Raw genomic sequence first — 17,295 nt, forward strand, 5'->3', positions numbered from 1 at the left:
GATAACGTCGTGTAATAATGAGCAGGCATTCATGGTGTTCTCCGACCTTTTGAATTTGGCGATTTATCAGATCGTTGAATGCCATGAATGTTCCTGCCTCTTTAATATTTGTGGGGATTCCTCAGGCCGGGAGCGTTTTTCAACGTCACAAAGTGACGACCCGCAGGGCGGCGGGCAGGACAGACCGCCGTAATTATATCCAGTGGAACATTTTCTTATATCGTCCGCAAAAGAGTTATTAAAGAAATAAAAGCGTTATTTCGGCGGAAATAAGTCGTTCGATCACGTTTTTATAAGTTATCTCAGTACACTGTGAAAAAACTGCAAAATGCTGGATCACATCAAATTTCACCATCTTTTAATTCGCTATAATCATTTCCACACAAAAAATAGAGGTTTATCTATTCTTAATACGTCCCAAAAATCATTTTTTTATAGCGTTTAATGTACTAATGATTAAGCAGATATATAAAGACCGAAATGAATAGAGATTATTTTCTTATTTTAACTTAAATAACTTAAGTAACTGGAGGAATGCAGTGCAAACCTTTAATGCCGATTTGGCCATTATCGGGGCCGGGGGCGCTGGCTTACGCGCGGCAATTGCCGCCGCCGAAGCTAATCCCCAACTGAAAATTGCGCTGATCTCGAAAGTCTACCCCATGCGTAGCCATACTGTGGCGGCAGAAGGCGGATCAGCAGCGGTCACTCAGGACCACGATAGCTTTGATTATCATTTCAACGACACCGTTTCCGGTGGCGACTGGCTGTGCGAACAGGATGTTGTCGAAAACTTCGTCAAGCACTGCCCGGAAGAAATGATCCAGATGGAACAGTGGGGCTGCCCGTGGAGCCGCAAACCCGATGGTTCTGTTAACGTTCGCCGCTTCGGCGGGATGAAAATAGAACGCACCTGGTTTGCCGCCGACAAAACCGGCTTCCACATGCTGCACACCCTGTTCCAAACCTCCCTCAAATACCCGCAAATCCAACGCTTCGACGAACATTTCGTGCTGGACGTTCTGGTGGATGACGGTCAGGCCCGCGGCGTGGTCGCCATCAATATGATGGAAGGCTCACTGGTGCAGATCCGGGCGAACGCCGTGGTTATCGCCACCGGCGGTGCCGGTCGCGTCTACCGCTACAACACCAACGGCGGCATCGTTACCGGCGACGGTATGGGTATTGCGTTCCGTCACGGCGTACCGCTGCGCGATATGGAATTCGTACAGTATCACCCGACCGGCCTGCCGGGGTCCGGTATTTTGATGACCGAAGGCTGCCGCGGCGAAGGCGGCATCATGGTCAACAAAGACGGCTACCGTTATCTGCAGGATTACGGCATGGGTCCGGAAACGCCGCTCGGCGAGCCGAAAAACAAATATATGGAACTGGGACCGCGCGACAAGGTGTCTCAGGCTTTCTGGCACGAATGGCGCGCCGGACGGACCATCTCCACCCCGCTGGGCGATGTGGTCTACCTCGATCTGCGCCACCTCGGCGAGAAAAAGCTCAAAGAACGCCTGCCGTTCATCTGTGAACTGGCAAAAGCCTACGTCGACGTCGACCCGGTTAAAGAGCCGATTCCGATTCGCCCTACCGCGCATTACACCATGGGCGGCATCGAAACCGACCCGAATTGCGAAACCCGCATCAAAGGTCTGTTCGCCGTCGGCGAATGTTCGTCCGTCGGCCTGCATGGCGCCAACCGTCTGGGTTCCAACTCTCTGGCTGAGCTGGTGGTATTCGGCCGTATTGCCGGCGAACACGCCGCACAGCGTTCCGCGGCAGCCGCGCCGGCCAACGGCGGCGCGCTGGATGCGCAAACCCGCGACATCGAGCAACGCCTGCATGACCTGCTGGCGCAGGAAGGCACCGAAAGCTGGTCGAAAATCCGCGACGAACTGGGTCTGTCGATGGAAGAAGGCTGCGGTATTTACCGCACCACGGACCTGATGCAAAAAACCGTGGATAAAATCACCGAGCTACAGGAACGCTTCAAACGGGTAAAAATCACCGACCATTCCAGCGTGTTCAACACCGACCTGCTCTATGCCATCGAGCTGGGTCACAGTCTGGATGTGGCGGAATGTATGGCGCACTCGGCCATCAACCGTAGAGAATCCCGCGGCGCTCATCAGCGTCTGGATGAAGGCTGCACCGAGCGTGATGACGTTAACTTCCTGAAGCATACGCTGGCTTTTTATAACCCTGAAGGTGCGCCGCGTCTGGAGTACAGCGACGTGAAAATCACCAAACTTCCTCCGGCCAAACGCGTTTACGGCGCCGAAGGAGATGCTCAGGATAAAAGCAAGAAGGAGCAGGCGAATGGCTGAAGAGATGCAAATCCTGAAAATGGAAGTCATGCGCTATAACCCTGAAAAGGACAGCGCGCCCTATTTTGAGACGTTTGAGGTTCCATACAATAAGCAGACGTCCTTACTGGATGCGCTGGGTTATATCAAAGATAACCTGGCCGCCGACCTCTCCTACCGCTGGTCCTGCCGTATGGCGATCTGTGGTTCATGCGGCATGATGGTGAACAATGTCCCGAAACTGGCCTGTAAAACGTTCCTGCGCGATTATCAGAACGGCTTGAAGGTTGAAGCGCTGGGCAATTTCCCCGTCGAGCGCGACCTGGTGGTCGACATGACCCACTTTATCGAGAGCCTGGAAGCCATCAAGCCTTACATCATCGGCAACGATCGTAAACCTGCGGATGGCACCAACAAGCAAACCCCGGCCCAAATGGCGAAATACCATCAGTTCTCCGGCTGTATCAACTGTGGTCTGTGCTATGCCGCCTGCCCGCAGTTTGGTCTGAATCCCGAGTTTATCGGCCCGGCCGCCATCACGCTGGCTCACCGCTACAACCTGGATAACCGCGATCGCGGCAAGAAACAGCGTATGCCGCAGCTTAACGGCAATAACGGGGTGTGGAGCTGTACTTTTGTGGGTTACTGCTCTGAGGTGTGTCCTAAGCATGTCGATCCTGCCGCCGCCATTCAGCAAGGCAAGGTTGAAAGCATGAAGGACTTCATGATCGCCACGCTTAAACCACAATAAGGGAGGGACAATAATGACATCCAAACGCAAAGCGTATGTCCGCGGCATGTCGCCGACCTGGTGGCAAAAGCTGGGGTTCTACCGCTTTTATATGTTACGTGAAGGGACGGCCGTGCCGGCCGTCTGGTTCAGCATCTTACTGTTATGCGGCGTGTTCTCTCTGAAGAACGGTCCGGAAGGCTGGGAAAGCTTCCTCGGATTCTTGCAGAATCCACTGGTGCTGCTCATCAACATCATCGCTTTGCTGGCCGCCGTGCTGCATACCAAAACCTGGTTTGAGCTGGCCCCCAAAGCCTCCATTATCGTGGTGAAAGATGAGAAAATGGGACCGGAGCCGATTATCAAAGGGCTTTGGGCAGTCACCATTGTAGTAACGCTGGCCGTTCTGGCCATCGCCTTACTATTCTGATCAGGAGGAATAACGTGATTAATCAAACGCCAAAACGTTCCGATGAACCGCCGTTCTGGGCATTATTCGGCGCCGGTGGCATGTGGACCGCCTTTTTCTCCCCGGTGATCATTCTGCTGGTCGGTATTCTGCTGCCTTTGGATCTGTTTCCGGATGCGCTGAGCTATGAGCGTATCCTGGCTTTCAGCCAGAGTTTTATCGGCCGCGTATTTCTGCTGCTGATGATTATTCTGCCGATATGGTGTGGTTTGCACCGTATCCACCACGCCATGCACGATCTGAAAATCCACGTTCCCGCCGGGAAATGGGTTTTCTACGGCCTGTCGGCCATTTTGAGCGTCGTCACCATTATCGGCGTCGTCACGCTGTAAATTGCCGTCCACCGTTAACGGCCTGCCTGCGCAGGCCGTTTTTTTTACATAATCTTATCGCGGAACATAAAGAATACCGCGCCCAATAAGCACAGCCCCGCCCAAATATAATCCGTGCGGAAAGGTTCTTTTAAAATAATCATGGAAAAGGGAATAAAGACGCTAAGACTGATGACTTCCTGCAATATTTTAAGTTGCCCCGCCGAAGCAACCTGATAACCGATCCGATTAGCGGGAACCTGTAATAAATACTCAAATAATGCGATCCCCCAACTGACCAATGCGGCAATCAGCCAGGTACGACCGCTGAAGTAACGTAGATGTCCATACCAGGCAAACGTCATAAACACATTACTGAGGGTCAGCATGCACAGGGTGATGACTAACGGCGGCATCATTTTTCTCCATTTTATCCACCGCCATATTATGTCGTCGTGCAAAGGAAAACGCCATTGCAGCGCTTCCCTCATATTGAAAACATTTATTGCAACTGCTATCGCTTACTGCGCGCTGCGCTGTATTGCTTCACCGCCTGCCTCAACATCCTGCCCCACACCGCGGGTGGTATTACACCCCACTACGGCGGATAGAATTAACACAGAGAAAATAGCGACAAGACTTTTCTTCAACATGGGTGATTCCTTCTTGGTGATTAGGAAAAAGCGTCTCTTTAAGCGTAGTCAATATTGGCCGGTTGGCACCACTTTTCATGCTTAATGGAGCGCGCGCCCATGTTATGGCGAAAAAAAACCGCCATAACGCATTAATAGCGGCGGCGGCTTTTTAAAAGAATGGATTATTTAACGCGGGAAACGTACTCGCCGGAACGGGTGTCGACTTTGATCACCTCGCCAATCTGCACAAATAGCGGCACTTTTACTACCGCGCCGGTGCTCAGCGTCGCCGGTTTGCCGCCCGTACCGGCGGTATCGCCTTTCAGACCCGGATCGGTATCGACGATTTCCAGCTCCACGAAGTTCGGCGGCGTCACGGTGATGGGTTGACCGTTCCACAGCGTGACGATGCATTCGGCCTGATCGAGCAGCCATTTGGCGTTATCGCCAACGGCTTTCTCGTCGGCCGCCAGCTGTTCGAACGTTTCATTATTCATGAAATGCCAGAACTCGCCGTCGTTGTACAGGTAGGTCAGGTTCATATCCATAACGTCGGCGCCTTCGGCGGAGTCGGTGGATTTGAATGTTTTTTCAATCAGTTTACCGGTCAGTAAACGACGCATTTTCACGCGCGCGAAAGCCTGGCCTTTACCCGGTTTAACGAACTCACTTGATTCGACGGCGTAAGGCTCGCCTTCGAACATGATTTTAAGACCGGAACGGAAATCGTTGCTAAAATAAGTCGCCATAAAGGCCCTCTACATTTGATACGGTACTAAGCCAAAAAATGGCACACATTGTAACCCTAAATATACCTTCCAGAGAAGATTGGTTGCAGCAACTTGCGGACGTAATTACCGATCCCGACGAATTACTGCAACTTCTGGCGTTAAATCACCATGCCGAGCTGCGGCAGGGATATGGCGCCCGCGAACTTTTCCCGCTGCGCGTGCCGCGCTCCTTTGTGGCGCGGATGCAAAAGGGAAATGCCAGTGACCCGCTGCTGCTACAGATTTTAACCGCGCGCGAAGAGTTTGTTGCGGCGCCGGGTTTTAGCCTCGACCCGCTTGATGAACAGCACAGCGTGGTGCCGGGGTTGCTGCACAAGTACCACAACCGGGCGCTGCTGCTGGTGAAAGGCGGCTGTGCGGTTAACTGCCGCTACTGTTTCCGCCGGCATTTTCCCTATCAGGAAAACCAGGGGAACAAAGCCAACTGGCGCCTGGCGCTGGACTATATCCGCCGGCATCGCCAACTGGATGAAATCATTTTTTCCGGCGGCGATCCCCTGATGGCCAAAGACCATGAGCTTGACTGGCTGATAACCGAGCTGGAAGCCATTCCCCATCTGAAACGGCTGCGCATCCACAGCCGCTTGCCCGTGGTCATTCCCGCACGCATTACCGACGCCCTGTGCCAGCGGCTATCACGCAGCACGCTTCAGGTGGTGCTGGTCACGCACATCAACCATGCGCAGGAGATCGATGCCGATTTCACCCAAAGTATGGCGCGGTTACGCCGTGCGGGCGTCACTTTGCTCAATCAGAGCGTGCTGTTGCGCGGCGTTAACGACAATGCCGATACGCTGGCAAACTTGAGTAACGCCCTGTTTGATGCCGGTATTCTTCCTTACTATCTCCACGTACTGGATAAAGTTCAGGGAGCCGCCCATTTTCTGGTTGACGATGATGAGGCGCGTACGCTGGTCAAGGCGCTGTTGAAAAAGGTTTCCGGCTATCTGGTTCCGCGGCTGGCGCGGGAAATCGGCGGGGAAGCCAGTAAAACGCCGTTGGATTTGGGACTGAAGCAAAGTCAGGAATAGACCGGCGAAAGTTTTTCATTCGCCGGAGGTAATATTCATGTCAAGCGCGGCTTACGGGCACTTGTAAACGCCGCCCACCATCTTGCTGTCCAGCGGCGCGAAACTGGACCAGAAGGTTTCACTCGGGCTGGTGGCGCCATAAATGGTATTACCGCCCAGCGCCGCCGCCTTATTGCGTAAATCATTCGCCGCGCCGCGCATGGAGCTGCCGTCGCTATGATTGCCGGATAGCCAGTTGGACTGGGTGCCGCTAACCTGACCGAGTAATTGGCATTCGCTGCCGGGTTGCGTGTCGGTAAACTCGACGGCTTGCCCCGCGGAGCTGAGTTGATTGGTGGTGCCGCACCCTGCCAGCAACAGCGCGGCAGAGATACCGAATAATATGCGCATCCGCATTTTTCCCCTCCATGATATTGAAAATAAAATACGGCGGGAGCCATCATCCTGCAATGCGAAAAAATCCGACCGTTCCCGCGGCGTTTAATGCCACAACCTCATCCGATATTCTATACCCTAAAGCCGAAGAAAATAATTTAACCTGCAACATTATGATATTAAATAAAAAACGCTCAAAGGGATAGCGTGCGCCGTATATCCGATTGCGAAATAACGCCTTCGGTTTTATCCGAAAAGAACCATTACGCAATTTATGTTCGCATCAATCATTTCAATCATTGTACTCTATGTACTACTCTCATCATTGTTCATTTTAGCTGTACCTGCCTGTTGTATATATATTCGCAACTGCAAAACTATGGCGTTAACCCCGTCTTCGTTTAATATTGGATAAAACGAAAAGTAGAAAGACAACGTAGTGTCATGAAGGAAACCAACAGTATGCTCACCAAGAAAATCTTACTGGCAGCCAGCGGCATGTTTTTGTGTGTGTCAGCCAGTCAGGCTGCCGGCCTGATTGCCCCGGATAATACTCTGCGTAACGATCTCGCCTGGCTTTCGGACCGAGGCGTAATTAACGTCAGCCTCTCCACCTGGCCGTTAAGTCAGGAAGAAATAGAATCCGTTCTTTCCCAGGCAAAGCCGGTGACCGACACTGAAAAGAATGTTATCAGCCGGGTTGAACAACGCGTGAGTTCGCTGAAATCCAATCTGCGCGTTACCGGCTATACCTCGACCGATAAACCCGGCCTGCCGCAGGGCTTTGGCAGCACCCACGCCAGCGATCACGCCCTTTCCGTGGCCGCCGGGGCCAGCGATGAATTCTGGGACGTAAACCTTAAAGGAACCGTTGAAGGCAACCAGCGTATTGCGGATCAATCCCGCTGGAACGTGGATGGCTCCTACGGCGCCGTCAAGATTTTCAACCAATGGCTCTCATTCGGGAAAGTGTCCCAATGGTGGGGGCCGGGCTATGAAGGCAGCCTGATCCGCTCTGATTCAGCCCGTCCGGTAACCGGTTTTATGTTGCAGCGCGCCGATCAATCCCCTTTTGAAACGCCGTGGCTTTCCTGGATCGGCCGTTGGCAGTATCAGATTTCCGCCGGCCAGCTCGAACAGTATTACGCGGTGCCTGAAACCAAACTTATCGGCGGACGCCTGACGTTTATGCCCACCAACTTTGTTGAACTGGGCGCGTCGCGCATCATGATGTGGGGAGGCGAAGGCCGTCCGCAGTCGTGGGATTCATTCTGGGATGGTCTGGCAGGGAAGGACAATACCGGGACAAACAACGAACCCGGCAACCAGCTGGCCGGCTTTGATTTCAAACTGAAATTACAGCCGTTGACCGGCCTGCCCGTCAGCCTGTACGGCCAGTTGGTCGGCGAAGATGAAGCGGGATTGCTGCCGTCGAAAAATACCTACCTGGTTGGTCTGGAAGGCCACCCCGAATGGGGCACCTCCACCATCAACTGGTATATTGAAGGAGCCAACACCCGCTCCAACGAGTCCACTACCGGTACGATTTACACTCACCATATCTACCGAGACGGCTACTACCAGCAGGGCTATCCTTTGGGCCACGCCATGGGCGGCGACGGACGCATTCTGTCCGGGAAAGTGGAGCTGGCGCTGGATGACGGGCAACGCTGGAGCACCCGTTTAACCTACGCCAAGGTCAACCCGGGCGATCAGACCATCAATAAAGCCTTCCCGCGCTCGGATACGCTGAAAGGCATTGAACTGGGCTGGGGCTATGACTTCCAGTCAAAAGTGAAGTTTGATACCAGCCTGTGGTACACCGATAGCGATAACAGCGTCAGCGACGACTTCGGCGCCGGGCTGGGCGTGGAAATACCGATTAATCTTTAATCGTTACGCGACGGCAAAAGATAAAAAAGGCGGGATTACCCGCCTTTTCAGACCATTGATAAAGTAGCTATTGGTAATAGCGACTCCAAATCCGTCATTCCTGCGTAGGCAGGAATCTTGCTGATATCAATGCATTAGCTGAAAACAGATCCCCGCTTTCGCGAGGATGACGGTGGAGGTGAGGGGTTTGTCGGCAACCTCAAAAAGGCGGGATTACCCGCCTTTTTTCATTATGGATTACCGCTTAAGCGCGCCACTGTTTGAAGCGATTGATCAAGCCGTTGGTCGAGCTATCATGGCTGGCGATCGCTTTCGCGTCCTCCAGTTCAGGCAGAATGCGATTCGCCAGCTGTTTACCCAACTCCACGCCCCACTGGTCAAAGGTGAAAATATTCAGGATCGCCCCCTGAGTAAAGATTTTGTGCTCATACAGGGCGATCAGGGCCCCCAGGCTGTAAGGGGTAATCTCACGCAGCAGAATCGAGTTGGTCGGGCGGTTGCCTTCGAACACTTTAAAAGGCGCCACATGTTCGACGTCCTGCGCCGATTTACCGGCGGCGGCAAACTCGGCTTCCACCACGTCGCGGCTTTTGCCGAACGCCAGCGCCTCCGTCTGGGCGAAGAAGTTGGACAGCAGCTTACTGTGGTGGTCGCTTAGCGGATTGTGGCTTATCGCCGGGGCGATGAAATCACAGGGAACCAGTTTGGTGCCCTGATGAATCAGCTGATAAAACGCATGCTGACCGTTGGTTCCCGGTTCGCCCCAGATAATCGGCCCGGTCTGATAATCGACCGGATTGCCGTTGCGATCGACATATTTGCCGTTGGACTCCATATTCCCCTGCTGGAAATAGGCGGCAAAACGATGCATATACTGATCGTACGGCAGAATGGCTTCCGTTTCCGCGCCGAAGAAATTGTTGTACCAGATGCCGATCAGCGCCAGCAGCACCGGCAGGTTTTGCTCCGCCGGCGTGGCAGCGAAGTGTTTGTCCATCGCATGAGCGCCGCTAAGCAGTTGCTCAAAATTCTCGAATCCCAGCGAAAGAATGATCGATAAACCAATCGCCGACCACAGGGAATAACGCCCGCCGACCCAATCCCAGAACTCGAACATATTGTTGGTATCAATGCCAAAATCGCCGACGGCTTTGGCATTGGTAGACAACGCCGCAAAGTGTTTCGCCACGTGCTTTTCATCCTGCGCCGCTTTCAGGAACCAGTCGCGGGCGCTATGGGCGTTGGTCATCGTTTCCTGAGTGGTGAAGGTTTTGGAGGCCACCAGGAACAGCGTGGTTTCAGGATTAAGCGGCTTTAGCGTTTCCGCGATATGCGTTCCGTCAACGTTGGACACAAAATGCATATTTAGGTGATTTTTATACGGTTTCAGCGCTTCCGTCACCATATACGGGCCCAGGTCGGAACCGCCGATGCCGATATTGACCACATCGGTGATCGCCTTGCCGGTATAGCCTTTCCACTCGCCGCCGATGATGCGCTCGCTGAAGTCTTTCATTTTCGCCAGAACGGCATTCACCTCCGGCATAACGTCTTTGCCATCGACCAGAATAGGCGTGTTGCTGCGGTTGCGCAGGGCGACGTGCAGCACCGCCCGGCCTTCGGTGCGGTTGATTTTTTCGCCGGCGAACATGGATTTGATCGCCCCGGCCAAATCGGTTTCCCGCGCCAGCGCCTGCAATTTCTCCTGCGTTTCGGTCGTGATGCGGTTTTTGGAATAATCCACCAGTATCTGCTCGTCAAAGGTGGCGGAGAAACGTTCAAAACGCTGCTTGTCCTGGGCAAACAAATCTTTGATTTGCACATCCTTCATCGCATCGAAGTGTTGTTGTAGTGCTTGCCACGCGGCGGTTTGGCTTGGATTGATATTTTTCATAACAATGTTTTTCTCTCCGAAAGTGAAATCAAAAGTTGCTGAATCGATTGTATCCCGTAAATCGCCCCTTGAGATCCCTTTTCTTGATAAATGCGCCTCCCCACGCCGTTTGATTATTGACAGCGGCGGGATAACCCGTTATTTCTAACAGCGTACTTGCGCTTCCAGCGCGCAAGCCAGAAGAGGCGCGCCGCCCAGGTAAGATATCGTAGGATCCGTGGTCCACTGACGATATCCGAGGGGGAGCGGCGCCGAGGTGCGGTGAAACACGGTATTGACCGCATCGACCGCAGGGGCTGAATCCCCTGGGTTGTCACCCGGTTCGCCCCAAGGGGCGTTCGGCAAGGTGGAGCGCTTCTGGGTGTATCGTAGTTTAGCTTTCTACGCCTGCTCCCTGCTTACCGCTCTTTCCTTGTGCCAAGGCTGATTAATAGACCGCTGTTGTAACACAAAAAACAATAGCTTCCTGCACGAGGTTTTTTTGAAATGTCCGTAACTGAAATTTCCGCAAAAACGCAATCGGTGGTTATCGCCAAATTTGGCGGCACCAGCGTGGCCGACTTTGACGCCATGAACCACAGCGCCGACGTTGTTCTGTCCAATCCTGATGTGCGGGTGGTGGTACTGTCGGCCTCCGCCGGCGTCACCAATTTACTGGTCGCCCTGGCCGAAGGGCCGGAGCAGGAACGGCGCGCCCAGCTTCTGAAGCAGATCCGCAACATCCAGTACGCCATTATAGACCGGCTGGAAAATCCGGCGGTGATCGGCGATGAAATCGACCGCATGCTGGATAACGTCACCACCCTGTCCGAAGCCGCCGCGCTGGCGACCTCAACCGCGCTGACGGATGAGCTGGTCAGCCACGGCGAACTGATGTCCACGCTGCTGTTTGTCGAAGTCCTGCGCCAGCGCGACGTGATCGCCGAGTGGTTCGACGTGCGTAAAATCATGCGTACCGACGACCATTTCGGCCGCGCGGAACCCGATTGCCGCGCCCTGGGAGAACTGACCCGCAGCCAGCTGCAGCCCAGGCTGGAGAAAGGATTAATCATTACCCAGGGCTTTATCGGCAGCGAAGAGAAAGGGCGGACGACCACGCTGGGCCGCGGCGGCAGCGATTATACCGCCGCGCTGCTGGGTGAAGCGCTGCATGCCGGCCGCATCGATATCTGGACCGACGTGCCCGGTATCTATACCACCGATCCGCGCGTGGTGCCGGCGGCCAAACGCATCGACCAGATTATGTTTGAAGAAGCGGCCGAAATGGCGACGTTCGGCGCGAAAGTGCTGCATCCGGCAACGTTATTGCCCGCCGTGCGCAGTGGAATTCCGGTGTTTGTCGGCTCCAGCAAGGATCCCGCCGCCGGCGGTACCCTGGTGTGCAATAAAACGGAAAACCCGCCGTTATTCCGCGCCTTGGCGCTGCGCCGCAAGCAAACGCTGCTCACCCTGCACAGCCTCAATATGCTGCATGCGCGCGGCTTTCTGGCCGAGGTGTTCAGCATTCTCGCCCGTCACAATATCTCCGTTGATTTGATCACCACGTCGGAAGTGAACGTGGCGCTGACGCTGGATACCACCGGTTCCACCTCGACCGGCGGCAGCCTGCTGTCCAGCGCCCTGCTGACCGAACTCTCCTCGCTGTGCCGGGTAGAAGTAGAGGAAAATCTGTCGCTGGTGGCGTTAATCGGCAACAAGCTGTCCCAGGCCTGCGGCGTGGGCAAAGAGGTGTTCGGCGTGCTGGAGCCGTTCAGCATCCGTCTGATTTGCTACGGCGCCAGCAGCAATAACCTCTGTTTCCTGGTGCCCGGCGATGACGCCGAGCGCGTGGTGCAAACGCTGCACCGCAGCCTGTTCGAGTAAGTCCCCTTCTCTTTCCCGATATCAGGCGCCGCCGTGCCTGATATCGGTACTTCCTTATCCTCCATCGCCCATCCGCAGAAGCCGTTCTCCTTCCTGACGCACTGGCAGCGGACAACGCTGAATAGTGCATTTTGTGAGATCGCTCATGCTCTCCTTTGTCTTTCTGCCAGTCACGTCTGAGAAGTGTCCATAACGTAAAGGTGACCAGGAAGGATTCTTCTTAGACTAATCGATACTGGGTCATACCAGGTCTCCATTATGGCTCTGCGCCATCGCGTTGCCGTCGACGATGGCGTCATACAAACAGCTTGCGTTGCCAAATTATTCATAAAGAAAGTTGCTGTCACCTGCAAACTGAGTCACTCACTCATGGAGTACAAGCAATGAAAATAGAAACTATTTTAGGTTGTACGCTCGCCGCAGCCGCACTGGCGCTGTCCGGTTCCGTTTATGCTGAAGTGAAAATCGCCCTGGTGGCGAAATCCCTGGGTAATGGATTTTTTGAAGCCGCCAACGTGGGGGCGCAGGAAGCGGCCAAAGAATTGGGCGATGTAAAAGTCATCTACACCGGCCCGACCACCACGACCGCCGAAGCCCAGATCGAAGTATTGAACGGGCTGATTGCCCAGGGCGTGGACGCCATCGCCATCTCGGCAAACGATCCGGATGCGGTGGTGCCGGTGCTGAAAAAAGCGATGCAGCGCGGCATCAAGGTGGTGTCGTGGGATTCCGGAGTGGCGAAAGAGGGGCGTCAGATCCACCTTAATCCCTCCAATAACACGCTGATTGGCGAAACCAACGTAAAACTTGCCGCCGATGCGCTCAAGGCGCTCAACGTGGACAAAGGGGATGCGGCCATTCTCAGCGCCACGCCCACCTCCACAAACCAGAATATCTGGATTGAGGAGATGAAAAAGGCGCTGCCGACCTACCCGTCCGTCAATCTGGTCGCCGTCGCCTACGGCGACGATCTCTCGGATAAAAGCTACCGCGAAACCGTCGGCCTATTAAAGTCTTACCCGAACCTGAAAGTCATTATTTCGCCTTCATCGGTCGGTATTGTCGCCGCCGCGCAAGCGGTAAAAGATCAGGGGAAAATCGGTCAGGTTTACGTTACCGGGCTGGGGTTGCCGTCGGAAATGGCGGGGGCGGTGAAATCCGGCGCGACGAAAAGTTTCGCCATCTGGAACCCGATTGATCTGGGTTACGCCGCAACCTACCTCGCCAATGATTTAGTCAAGGGAACCGCCACCAAGACGGAGGCCAGCATGGGTAAACTGGGCAAAGTGAAACTGGATGCCGACGGCAACGGGGCGATGGCGGAACCCTTCACCTACGATGCCGGCAATATCGATAAATTTTCCAAAATTTTCTGATGGCTCCCAAGCCCTTTCCGCCAAGAGAGGGCCTGGAGCGATGGAAAAAACCATCTTGCTGAATTAATTGGAGAATTTAACGATGATAGTGTCCACACCATTGCTCTCGCTGCGGGGGATCAGCAAGGTATTCCCCGGCGTTCGCGCGCTTGAAAATGTTCAACTCGACCTTTGGCCCGGAAAAGTCACCGCCCTGATTGGCGAAAACGGCGCCGGGAAATCGACGCTGGTTAAAGTCATGACCGGCATTTATCAACCGGACGAAGGGGAGTTACTCTACAAAGCGATCCCCATCGCCTTGCCCACCCCGGAAGCCGCGCACAAAATCGGCATCACCGCCATTCATCAGGAAACCGTGCTGTTCGATGAGTTGACGGTCGCCGAGAATATTTTTGCCGGCCACTATCTGTATCGCGGATGGCTGAAAAGGCTCGATTGGCCCGCTATGCATCGGCGATCGCGGGAAATCCTGGCTCGTCTCGAAGTACAAATAGACCCGCATGCGATGCTGAAAACCCTCAGCATCGCGCAGCGCCATATGGTCGCCATTGCCCGCGCCCTCTCCTTTGAAGCGCAGGTGGTTATTCTGGATGAGCCGACCGCCGCGCTGTCGCAGCATGAGATTACGGAGTTTTACCAAATCGTCGAGCGTCTCAAACGCGAAGAAAAGGCGATTCTGTTTATTTCTCACAAGTTCGATGAAATCTTTGCGATTGCCGACCATTACACCATTCTGCGTGACGGCGTATACGTTGACTCCGGCCAGATAAGCGATATCACGGAAGAGCGGATGGTTACCATGATGGTGGGGCGCAACGTGGCGCATACCTACCCGCACGTTACCGCTTCACCCGGTAAAACGGTGCTGGAAGTAAAGGATCTTTGTCATCCGACGGAGTTCGCTCATATCAATTTCAGGCTGCGCAAAGGCGAAATTCTGGGCTTTTACGGTCTGGTCGGGGCGGGACGAACCGAACTGATGCAGACGCTTTCCGGCATTTCCGCCCCGTCTCACGGTGAAATTATTCTTAACGGCAAGGCGATGCGTTTCAGCCAGCCCGCCGACGCCATCAACGCAGGAATTGTCTGCGTGCCCGAAGAGCGGCAGAGACAGGGGGCGATTATCGAATTGTCCATTTGCCGGAACATCAGCCTGCCGCAGTTAAGCCGGCTTAACCCACGCGGCGTTCTCAACGATGCGCGTGAATGGGCGCTGGCGGATGACTATGCCCGCAGGCTGCAGGTGAAAGCGTTTAGCTGGCGGCAGACGGTGGAAACCCTCTCTGGCGGTAATCAGCAGAAAGTGGTGATCGCCAAATGGCTGGCCACGCATCCGACGGTCATCATTCTCGACGAACCGACCAAAGGCATTGATATCGGCTCTAAGGCGGCCGTACACCAGCTGATGGCCGAGTTGGTCAGCCAGGGGCTGGCGGTGATTATGGTCTCCTCGGAATTGCCGGAAGTGATGGGCATGGCCGACCGCATCATCGTAATGCACGAAGGGTTGATGGCGGCGGAATATGGCAAAAATGAAGCCAGCGCCGAAACCATCGTCAGCGCCGCCAGCGGCGCCGGCAAGGAGGCGGCGTAATGCAAAAACTGCTGAAACATCGCGAGGCTTTGCTGGCGGGCGTGATTGTGCTGATGCTGCTGGCGATCGGTAGCCGCGCGCCCTCTTTCTTACGTCCCGGCAATCTGGTCGAGATGTTCAACGACACCGCGATCCTGATAATCCTCGCGCTCGGCCAGATGATGGTGCTGCTGACCAAAGGCATCGACCTCTCCATGGCCGCCAATCTGGCGCTCACCGGTATGATTGTGGCGCTGCTCAACTTTCATCATCCGGAAATTCCGGTGGCCATATTGCTGGCGATCGCCACGCTGCTCGGGCTGGTAATGGGCATTATCAACGGCTTACTGGTCTGGAAACTCGGTATCCCGGCGATCGTGGTCACCCTCGGCACCATGAGCATTTATCGCGGTATTATTTTTCTGCTTTCCAATGGCGGCTGGGTAAACGCCCATCAGATGAGCGCAAATTTTCTCGCCGTGCCGCGGATGGTATTCCTCGGCCTGCCGCTGCTGAGCTGGTGCGCCATTGCCGCGCTGCTGCTGGTAGGCTATTTCCTGCGCTACAGCCGCACCGGAAGGGCGATGTATACCGCCGGAGGCAACGCCACCGCGGCGTATTACACCGGCATCAACGCCGGAAAAATGCAGTTTGTCAGTTTCAGCCTGTCCGGCGCGCTGGCGGGCTTCTGCGGGTATTTGTGGATCTCCCGCTTCGCGGTGGCGTATGTCGACGTCGCCAATGGCTTTGAACTGCAAATCGTCGCCGCCTGCGTGATCGGCGGTATCAGCACCATGGGCGGAATCGGCCGCGTGTGGGGCTGTCTGTTCGGCGCGCTGTTTCTCGGCGTGATTAACAACGCGCTGCCGGTGATCGGCATCTCGCCTTTCTGGCAGATGGCGATTTCCGGCGCGGTAATCGTGATCGCCGTATTGTTGAACGAACGCGGCAATAAGCGCCCGGGTCGCCTGATCCTGCGCGACGCGGCGCTTGCCAGGGCAAAACAGGCGGTGAAGCCATGAATAAGACGCCGCTTTCCGACCGCGCCGGCGCAGCGCCATGCGCCGCCGCTTTCTTCCGGCGTCTGCTGTGCTGGGAAGGTTTTCTGCTGGCGGTCACGCTGGCGGTATTTACCGCCAACGCGCTGGCCACCCCCTACTTTCTGAATATCTGGAACCTGTCGGACGCCACCTTTAACTTCACCGAGAAAGCGATCATCGTGCTGCCGATGGCCATGCTGATTATCGCCAGAGAGATAGATCTGTCCGTGGCGTCAACCATTGCGCTCAGCTCTACGGTGATGGGGTTCTGCGCGCAGGCGGGCGTAGATACGCCGCTGCTGGTCTGCATCGGGCTGGGCGTCGGGATGCTATGCGGCCTGTTCAACGGCCTGCTTGTAACCCGCTTTAACCTGTCGTCGATCGTCATCACCATCGGCACCATGAGTCTTTATCGCGGCATCACCTATATCTTGCTTGGCGATCGGGCGCTTAACCATTACCCGGACGGCTTCGCCTGGTTCGGGCAGGGCTATGTCTACGGCGCGCTATCGTTCGAGTTTGCGCTGTTTATGGTGCTCGCTGCGCTGTTCGCCTTCCTGCTGCACAAAACCAACTTCGGCCGCCGTACCTATGCTATCGGCAATAACCCGACCGGCGCCTGGTATTCCGGGGTCAATGTGAAACGCCACAATCTGATTTTGTTCACCCTGGTGGGGCTGATGGCCGGTCTGGCCTCGGTGCTGCTGACTTCGCGTCTTGGCAGCACGCGCCCCACGATCGCGCTGGGCTGGGAGTTGAGCATCATCACCATGGCGGTGCTGGGCGGCGTCAACATTCTGGGCGGATCGGGCAGCATGATCGGGGTGATTATCGCCGCCTTCCTGATGGGGCTGGTGACCTTCGGCCTTAGCCTGCTGAACGTGCCGGGAATTGTGATGTCGATTATCGTCGGTCTGATGCTGATTGCGGTGATTTCACTCCCCATTATTACGCGCCGGCTGATTCAGGGAAGACGCTGAATACCGCCGGCGGTGACGC

17 protein-coding genes and 1 riboswitch are annotated in these 17,295 nt (G+C 55.0%); of the genes, 12 read left to right on the forward strand and 5 right to left on the reverse strand.

What is annotated here, in order from left to right:
• The 5 genes from MFP24_RS00965 to frdD form a co-directional block, all read left to right on the forward strand.
• On the forward strand, positions 1-193 hold a 193-nt coding region (locus MFP24_RS00965; protein ID WP_249228759.1), incomplete at its 5' end, for a hypothetical protein.
• Positions 194-539: 346 nt separating this feature from the next.
• A complete protein-coding gene (frdA, locus tag MFP24_RS00970; protein ID WP_249228758.1) occupies positions 540-2,336 on the forward strand; it encodes a fumarate reductase (quinol) flavoprotein subunit in 1,797 nt (598 codons plus the stop codon).
• Positions 2,329-3,066: a succinate dehydrogenase/fumarate reductase iron-sulfur subunit gene (locus MFP24_RS00975; RefSeq protein ID WP_136168235.1), complete on the forward strand. Its 738-nt coding sequence runs from the start codon at positions 2,329-2,331 to the stop codon at positions 3,064-3,066. Before frdA ends, MFP24_RS00975 begins: the two co-directional genes overlap by 8 nt.
• Before the next feature lie 13 nt (positions 3,067-3,079).
• The gene (gene frdC, locus MFP24_RS00980; RefSeq protein ID WP_009111252.1) at positions 3,080-3,475 is read left to right on the forward strand and encodes a fumarate reductase subunit FrdC; all 396 of its coding nucleotides are present in this window, start codon (positions 3,080-3,082) and stop codon (positions 3,473-3,475) included.
• A gap of 14 nt (positions 3,476-3,489) precedes the next feature.
• Positions 3,490-3,846: a fumarate reductase subunit FrdD gene (gene frdD / locus MFP24_RS00985; RefSeq protein WP_249228757.1), complete on the forward strand. Its 357-nt coding sequence runs from the start codon at positions 3,490-3,492 to the stop codon at positions 3,844-3,846.
• Positions 3,847-3,890: 44 nt separating this feature from the next.
• Here the strand turns inward: frdD and MFP24_RS00990 are convergent, their stop codons facing one another.
• The 3 genes from MFP24_RS00990 to efp all read right to left on the reverse strand — a co-directional run bounded on the left by MFP24_RS00990 (position 3,891) and on the right by efp (position 5,209).
• Positions 3,891-4,241, reverse strand: coding sequence for a DMT family protein (locus MFP24_RS00990; RefSeq protein ID WP_136168259.1), 351 nt, complete (start codon positions 4,239-4,241; stop codon positions 3,891-3,893).
• A gap of 105 nt (positions 4,242-4,346) precedes the next feature.
• Complete coding sequence (locus MFP24_RS00995) at positions 4,347-4,478, reverse strand: entericidin A/B family lipoprotein (protein WP_009111250.1); 132 nt, start codon at positions 4,476-4,478, stop codon at positions 4,347-4,349.
• 164 nt (positions 4,479-4,642) lie between these two features.
• A complete protein-coding gene (gene efp, locus MFP24_RS01000; protein ID WP_249228756.1) occupies positions 4,643-5,209 on the reverse strand; it encodes an elongation factor P in 567 nt (188 codons plus the stop codon).
• Positions 5,210-5,247: 38 nt separating this feature from the next.
• Between efp and epmB the strand changes: the two genes are divergently transcribed.
• On the forward strand, positions 5,248-6,282 hold the full coding sequence (gene epmB, locus MFP24_RS01005) for an EF-P beta-lysylation protein EpmB (protein ID WP_249228755.1): 1,035 nt from the start codon (positions 5,248-5,250) through the stop codon (positions 6,280-6,282).
• A 51-nt stretch (positions 6,283-6,333) separates the two neighbouring features.
• On the opposite strand, the gene MFP24_RS01010 is transcribed toward epmB, so the two are convergent.
• Positions 6,334-6,678 (reverse strand): DUF4156 domain-containing protein, encoded by a 345-nt coding sequence (locus tag MFP24_RS01010; protein WP_249228754.1) that lies wholly within the window; start codon positions 6,676-6,678, stop codon positions 6,334-6,336.
• Positions 6,679-7,119: 441 nt separating this feature from the next.
• Here MFP24_RS01010 and MFP24_RS01015 point away from each other — a divergent pair, with 441 nt between their 5' ends.
• Positions 7,120-8,550, forward strand: a complete 1,431-nt coding sequence (locus MFP24_RS01015; protein ID WP_249228753.1) for a capsule assembly Wzi family protein — start codon at positions 7,120-7,122, stop codon at positions 8,548-8,550.
• 244 nt (positions 8,551-8,794) lie between these two features.
• Here the strand turns inward: MFP24_RS01015 and pgi are convergent, their stop codons facing one another.
• Positions 8,795-10,444, reverse strand: a complete 1,650-nt coding sequence (gene pgi / locus MFP24_RS01020; protein WP_249228752.1) for a glucose-6-phosphate isomerase — start codon at positions 10,442-10,444, stop codon at positions 8,795-8,797.
• Positions 10,445-10,616: 172 nt separating this feature from the next.
• Positions 10,617-10,809, forward strand: a riboswitch (Lysine riboswitch).
• 121 nt (positions 10,810-10,930) lie between these two features.
• Here pgi and lysC point away from each other — a divergent pair.
• From lysC to MFP24_RS01045, 5 genes are all read left to right on the forward strand, one after another.
• Positions 10,931-12,307: a lysine-sensitive aspartokinase 3 gene (lysC, locus tag MFP24_RS01025; protein WP_249228751.1), complete on the forward strand. Its 1,377-nt coding sequence runs from the start codon at positions 10,931-10,933 to the stop codon at positions 12,305-12,307.
• 383 nt (positions 12,308-12,690) lie between these two features.
• The gene (gene rhaS / locus MFP24_RS01030; RefSeq protein WP_249228750.1) at positions 12,691-13,683 is read left to right on the forward strand and encodes a rhamnose ABC transporter substrate-binding protein; all 993 of its coding nucleotides are present in this window, start codon (positions 12,691-12,693) and stop codon (positions 13,681-13,683) included.
• Between the two features lie 82 nt (positions 13,684-13,765).
• Positions 13,766-15,277 (forward strand): sugar ABC transporter ATP-binding protein, encoded by a 1,512-nt coding sequence (locus MFP24_RS01035; protein ID WP_249228749.1) that lies wholly within the window; start codon positions 13,766-13,768, stop codon positions 15,275-15,277.
• A complete protein-coding gene (locus tag MFP24_RS01040; protein ID WP_249228748.1) occupies positions 15,277-16,278 on the forward strand; it encodes an ABC transporter permease in 1,002 nt (333 codons plus the stop codon). The genes MFP24_RS01035 and MFP24_RS01040 overlap by 1 nt, the downstream gene beginning before the upstream one ends.
• Positions 16,275-17,276 (forward strand): ABC transporter permease, encoded by a 1,002-nt coding sequence (locus MFP24_RS01045; RefSeq protein WP_249228747.1) that lies wholly within the window; start codon positions 16,275-16,277, stop codon positions 17,274-17,276. The genes MFP24_RS01040 and MFP24_RS01045 overlap by 4 nt, the downstream gene beginning before the upstream one ends.
• Positions 17,277-17,295 lie beyond the last annotated feature (19 nt).

Source organism: Brenneria tiliae (genome assembly GCF_023347575.1).
Classification (GTDB): Bacteria; Pseudomonadota; Gammaproteobacteria; order Enterobacterales; family Enterobacteriaceae; genus Brenneria; species Brenneria corticis.

Coding starts and splice junctions, on each gene's coding strand:
- efp (WP_249228756.1), bottom strand. CDS start 5,209: ATGGCGACTTATTTTAGCAACGATTTCCGTTCCGGTCTTAAAATCATG.
- frdC (WP_009111252.1), top strand. CDS start 3,080: ATGACATCCAAACGCAAAGCGTATGTCCGCGGCATGTCGCCGACCTGG.
- MFP24_RS01045 (WP_249228747.1), top strand. CDS start 16,275: ATGAATAAGACGCCGCTTTCCGACCGCGCCGGCGCAGCGCCATGCGCC.
- MFP24_RS01010 (WP_249228754.1), bottom strand. CDS start 6,678: ATGCGGATGCGCATATTATTCGGTATCTCTGCCGCGCTGTTGCTGGCA.
- MFP24_RS01040 (WP_249228748.1), top strand. CDS start 15,277: ATGCAAAAACTGCTGAAACATCGCGAGGCTTTGCTGGCGGGCGTGATT.
- lysC (WP_249228751.1), top strand. CDS start 10,931: ATGTCCGTAACTGAAATTTCCGCAAAAACGCAATCGGTGGTTATCGCC.
- epmB (WP_249228755.1), top strand. CDS start 5,248: ATGGCACACATTGTAACCCTAAATATACCTTCCAGAGAAGATTGGTTG.
- MFP24_RS00990 (WP_136168259.1), bottom strand. CDS start 4,241: ATGCCGCCGTTAGTCATCACCCTGTGCATGCTGACCCTCAGTAATGTG.
- MFP24_RS01035 (WP_249228749.1), top strand. CDS start 13,766: ATGATAGTGTCCACACCATTGCTCTCGCTGCGGGGGATCAGCAAGGTA.
- rhaS (WP_249228750.1), top strand. CDS start 12,691: ATGAAAATAGAAACTATTTTAGGTTGTACGCTCGCCGCAGCCGCACTG.
- MFP24_RS00975 (WP_136168235.1), top strand. CDS start 2,329: ATGGCTGAAGAGATGCAAATCCTGAAAATGGAAGTCATGCGCTATAAC.
- pgi (WP_249228752.1), bottom strand. CDS start 10,444: ATGAAAAATATCAATCCAAGCCAAACCGCCGCGTGGCAAGCACTACAA.
- MFP24_RS01015 (WP_249228753.1), top strand. CDS start 7,120: ATGCTCACCAAGAAAATCTTACTGGCAGCCAGCGGCATGTTTTTGTGT.
- MFP24_RS00995 (WP_009111250.1), bottom strand. CDS start 4,478: ATGTTGAAGAAAAGTCTTGTCGCTATTTTCTCTGTGTTAATTCTATCC.